The organism is Salegentibacter echinorum (assembly GCF_900129445.1).
GTDB lineage: Bacteria > Bacteroidota > Bacteroidia > Flavobacteriales > Flavobacteriaceae > Salegentibacter > Salegentibacter echinorum.
Genome location: NZ_FQVT01000030.1, coordinates 1 through 4278, shown reverse-complemented (window position 1 = coordinate 4278; position 4278 = coordinate 1). Strand labels below are relative to the sequence as shown.

The following is a 4278-nucleotide window of genomic DNA, read 5'->3' as shown; positions in this document are numbered from 1 at the left end:
GCACGCGCCACCCACGATCATTTTAAGGGCAGGGAATATATGGAGCACCGATCTTACCTGTTTTTCACCTTAACTAAAAACAGGGCATTAAATAACCCAAAATACGTAAACCCTTTTCGGGATCCGGCCAAAGGATTGGTTCGAAAACTGGATGAGACCCTAAAATCTTTTATTGAGGCCGTTAAGGATTCGGTAGGCTATATCAATGGTAGTAGGGGAGTGGCTTTAGAAGCTTTGGATGCCAAAGAAATACGACAGATCAGCAATGATTATTTCAACGGGTATTGCTGCGGTTACGATACCGATATGTTACTGGATGATAAATACATAGATATCGGGGAATATTATTTTGATGCCCTGGCCATCAATAGCGAACTGTGCTTTGGCGAAAGTGTACAGTGTAGCAAGACCAATGAGAAATTCACTTCCGATGATTTTGTATTTCACCAGGGGTTCATTGATGGGCTGGGGCTTTCCCTTAAAGAAAACCATATCGTTAACCAGATAGTATACCTGGATGCCACACAAAAATGGCGGAAGATCCTGGATAAGAAGATAGAAGAACTCAATAAGAGCGCCAATTTCGGATCGCAAAATAAAGTAGTCCTGGGTAAAATCCAGCATATTCTGGACGCGATCAATGCTGATGACCAGGCGCGGATTATCCGCGGGCAACTCAATGTTATGTATTGGGATAAAAATCCCGAAAAACTCGACCAGATTGCTTCTAAGATAAAATCGGAGTTCAAAGCTTTGGATATTGTGCCATATTACCCCAGGGGAGCAGAACGCAAAAACTATATCCTTAACAGTTACTGCTGTTTTGCTTCCAATTTTTCAAATCAAGACCTATACGTCACCGATCTAAAACACGCCCTCTGCCTATTTATCAATAACACCAATTATAAATCGGACGCTACCGGCATTATTTTTAATGACCGGGAGCAGAACATTCCCGTATTGAAGGATGTTTGGGATGAAGATAAGAAACGCATTAAGGCACGGAACTTTGCCATTTTTTCCCCTACCGGGGAAGGCAAATCCTTTCTAGCCAACAACATCTTACGGCAATATTTTGAAAGTGGGGTTCGTCTGGTCATTATCGATTTAGGCGGCTCATACACCAAATTCGCTAAACTTTACCCCGGGCAATATACCGTGCTGCGCTATGAAAGTGGAAAATCCCTGGGCATCAATCCATTTTATATAAGTGATGCTAAGGATTTAACCCCCGATCGACTCGAAGATTTATCGATTTTTCTATTTGAACTATTCGCTTCCGATTTAAAAGTTACCAAGACGCAATCGGTTTCCATTAAAAAGATCCTACGGTATTATTATGAGTGCACCCCTAAAAATCACTCTTTAGACCAGTTTTACCATTTTGTGGAGCGCAACCAAAAAGATCTGCTCAACTATCTTAAAATCCATCCTGACTACTTCAATATCACAAGCTTCTTGCATGTAATGTCGGAGTATGTTGGCGATGGTCTATACAGCTTCCTATTTGAACTCAGTGAAGACCAAACCTACAAGTTGGAGGACAAGCGCTTAATTGTTTTTGAACTGGATGAAGTAAAGGACAATAAAGAAATCCTCTCCGTAATGCTAAAGCTGATAAAATCTGCCATACAACGAACAATTTGGAAAAACCGGGAAGAGAAGGGCATCATTTTGTTTGATGAGTTTGCCAAGCAGCTCAAGTTTGAAAATGTTTTGGAAAGCGTGGAGTTTTACTACCAGGCCATCCGAAAACAAAATGGGGCTATTGGGATTATCCTGCAATCCATTAACCAGCTACCCAACAATTCCACTTCAGCAAGTATACTGGAAAACACACAGGTCATCTATAGTTTGAACAATGAAAAAGGTTACGATCCCCTAGTCAAAAGATTAAACCTCTCCAGCCACGACCTGAACCAATTAAAATCTATTAAAAACAACCTAACCGGACCACGCAAGTACACCGAAATATTTATCAAAATTGGTAAAGAAAGTAACGTGTTTCGGCTGGAAGTACCCAAAGAAGTATATGCCGCTTACCTCACCGATGGGCAGGAAAACAAAGTCATTATGAAGCTTTACAAAGAACATCAGAATATGGAAAAAGCAATCCTTCAATTCACTACTAAAACATAATATTATGAAATCGAAGATTTACGAATACCAAAACAAATACTTAGCAATGAGTAAGGCAAAAATTCTAATTATCGCAACAGCTTTTATTTATTTATTGCCCGGCCGTGCTACGGCCCAGGGAATGCCGGTTTATGACAATACCAATTTTGTAAGCCTGGTCAAATCTTTAGTGGAATCAGCCAAACAAACTGCCAACCTGGTCAAGACCGTAAAATTTCTAAAAGAGCAGAAGGAGAACCTGGAGAAGGTCAATAATGTGATCAAACAGCTCAAAGCGGTGCGGGAAATCAACCGGAACCATCAGCGACTGGTTCAGGTAATGCAAAAAGACCTTCGGACAATTCTTCGTTCACCCTATATTAAACAGAATGAAATAACCGGTATCACCAATTCTTTTAGTGCCATTATCGATAATTCCTTGGAAACGGTGGGCTTCATCAATCAGATACTATCCAGTGATTACCTAAAGATGAGCGATGCCGATCGGGCCAGGATGCTTAAAGAGAAAGAGCAGGAATCCAAAGCGATGATTTCCAATATCACGATAAAAACCCGGCGTTACCGGGATATTATTTCATTTAGAAAGATGCAGGACAAAATCAATAACCGTAAACCCACCTACTGATGATGACCACGACAATCCCTTTAGCCATAGGCCTGGAGTATGTGGATACCATATTCCAGGGCATTAAAAACAGCAACTTTTCCCAATACACTATGGGCGGGATGAAAGCGCTTGCCGTACTGTTCTTCTTGATCAATATTCTCAAAAAATATAGTGAGGGAGTGGCTGAGCGAAACGGGATTACCTGGGGCTTGCACCCAAACGAACTGGCGAAGAATTTCGCGGTAGTGCTGCTCGTAATTTTTTCCACTCAAATTTTAGGTTTTTTTGATGGGATCCTGGTTGCCATTGAAACTGCATACCGGGGCACTGCTCCTGCACTATTGCCTTTGCAAATGCAAGAACTTCCCATTGAAGAAGAGGTAAACCTATTCGATGCTGCAGCAATGGCTATGTCATTACTATACGAAGCTTTAATTACCCCACTTTACGGCTTTAAAATTTTTGCTTTTGTACTCGGTATCTTACTTTGGATTTTAGACTTATTTATATATCCACTTTTTTTGGCAGAACGCTTTTTTCTGCTGGGCATTATGCAGGTATTCTTTCCGCTGGTCATTAGCCTGGCGGTTTTTGAAAAATTTCGCTCGCTGGCCTACAATTTCTTTAAACTCTACGCCGCGGTGTATATGCTAGTGCCCGCATTTTTCCTGGTCAACGTATTTATAAACGCGATTTATACAGAACTCAATACCAATTTTTGGAAGGACCTGTTTGGTACTGAAGTCGGGAGTGGTTTTTTCGCGCCCGTAGTACAATTAGGTACCGTTGGCTTTATCGTATTTCTAAAGTTTAAACTTTACCGGCGTGCCACCTCATTTACCATCAAATTATTTACTGCCTAAATCCATCATTATGAAAACACCATATCAAAATATCTATACCGTTTTAAAATTCAACAGGTTTATTGTATTTACCGTCATCGCCTTTTCATTTTTATCCAGTATTTATTCCGTATGGATTAATTATAAGGTCAACCAAAAAGCGCTGAACAGTGCCTTTGCTATTAGTACCGATGGCAATATTATTCCTTTGCAGCTAGTGAGTCAAAAAGAAAATTTCAGGGTGGAAGCCCTGGCACATTTGAATTTGTTTCATAGCTTTTTTTATAATATCGACGCCAGTAATTACGAGAAAAACCTGGAGAAAGCACTTTGGTTGGGCAATAGCTCGGTAGATGATCTCTACCGCCAAAAAAAGGCTGACGGGGTTTACAATAGATTGCTGCAATATTCCCTGGTACAAAAAGTATTGAGCATCGATTCAGAACTTGAGAAAAAAGGTGATGACTATTATTTCAAGACACGTACCATCTTTGAAATTAACCGTGGTGCTATTGTCGATACCTACGAATTAATTTCTACGGGAAAATTAATAGTGGTCGATCGGAACTTTCCCAACAACCCACACGGCCTGCTCATTACCGACTATTTCGAAAACACCCTTAAAAAATTAACCGATGAAAATAGAAAAAAATAAAATAGTATTTGGCGCTGTCCTGGCCGTAATCGTAT

At 40.4% G+C, this 4278-nt stretch carries 4 protein-coding genes; all 4 read left to right on the top strand.

Features of this window, described 5'->3' with window-relative positions:
* Positions 1-2139, top strand: a 2139-nt coding sequence (locus BUA71_RS17285; RefSeq protein WP_072882027.1) for a VirB4 family type IV secretion system protein, incomplete at its 5' end; no start/stop codon positions are given.
* A 4-nt stretch (positions 2140-2143) separates the two neighbouring features.
* Positions 2144-2764: a conjugal transfer protein gene (locus BUA71_RS17280; protein WP_245812625.1), complete on the top strand. Its 621-nt coding sequence runs from the start codon at positions 2144-2146 to the stop codon at positions 2762-2764.
* A 2-nt stretch (positions 2765-2766) separates the two neighbouring features.
* Entirely contained in the window at positions 2767-3609 is an 843-nt protein-coding gene (locus tag BUA71_RS17275) for a hypothetical protein (RefSeq protein WP_072882023.1), read from the top strand.
* 10 nt (positions 3610-3619) lie between these two features.
* The gene (locus BUA71_RS17270) at positions 3620-4243 is read left to right on the top strand and encodes a conjugal transfer protein TraK (protein WP_072882021.1); all 624 of its coding nucleotides are present in this window, start codon (positions 3620-3622) and stop codon (positions 4241-4243) included.
* Positions 4244-4278 lie beyond the last annotated feature (35 nt).

Coding starts and splice junctions, on each gene's coding strand:
- BUA71_RS17280 (WP_245812625.1), top strand. CDS start 2,144: ATGAAATCGAAGATTTACGAATACCAAAACAAATACTTAGCAATGAGT.
- BUA71_RS17275 (WP_072882023.1), top strand. CDS start 2,767: ATGACCACGACAATCCCTTTAGCCATAGGCCTGGAGTATGTGGATACC.
- BUA71_RS17270 (WP_072882021.1), top strand. CDS start 3,620: ATGAAAACACCATATCAAAATATCTATACCGTTTTAAAATTCAACAGG.